At 41.4% G+C, this 754-nt stretch carries 1 protein-coding gene; it reads left to right on the top strand.

Annotated features, from left to right (window positions below; all coding sequences use genetic code 11):
• Positions 1 to 754, top strand: a 754-nt coding sequence (locus tag HC175_RS15695; RefSeq protein WP_168139381.1) for a type I restriction endonuclease, incomplete at both ends; no start/stop codon positions are given.

Here is a 754-nt window from a genome sequence, read left to right as displayed (position 1 = left end):
ATGCGGCTGTTCAGGATGAGCGGGATGATATTACCGATACTGTTCTCAAGACCCGATTAAGGTCAGCCATAAAACGGTTGAATCCATGGATTAATGAGAATAATCTTGAGAAGGTTTTCAATCGTATCACTACTGTTGTTGGTACTTCGGTTATGGAAATTAATCAGGAGATTTGGGAAACAATTCGTGGTGGGACCATCACTGTAAAACAGCGAATCGGTGCTTCAGAAGATTTTTATCCCGTACATTTTATAGATTACCAGGACCACACCAACAACGATTTCCTGGTCATCAACCAAATCAAGTATCATGGAAAATATCAACATTCCGTTCCAGATATTATGGTTTACCTCAATGGGATGCCGATTGCTGTTATTGAGTGTAAATCACCCACCGCACAAAATGCGTGGGATAAAGCTTTTTATGACCTTAAATATTACCAGGAAAACTCCGAGAAGCTCTTCCACTTCAACCAAATCTGTGTGGGTCTGTGGAAGGATGGTGGTCGATACGGTGCCATTGGGTCTCCGCAGCAGTTCTATTCCGTTTATCGACCTCACAAAGGCGAAGACCTCACTTTCTTAGGTCCTAATCCTACGGCTCAGGATATTCTTTTGTACTCCATCTTTAAAAAGGAACGAATTCTGGATATCATAAGGCATTTTGTGATTTTTGAATTGGATGAAGGTTCAGTTATTAAGAAGCTCCCACGATATCAACAATTGCGGGCCACCAACAAAACAATTACCAGGTT

The sequence above is a fragment of the Salinimicrobium oceani genome (assembly GCF_012037645.1).
The sequence above is the reverse complement of the archived record's forward strand: the minus strand, read 5'-3'. Positions and strand labels throughout refer to the sequence as shown.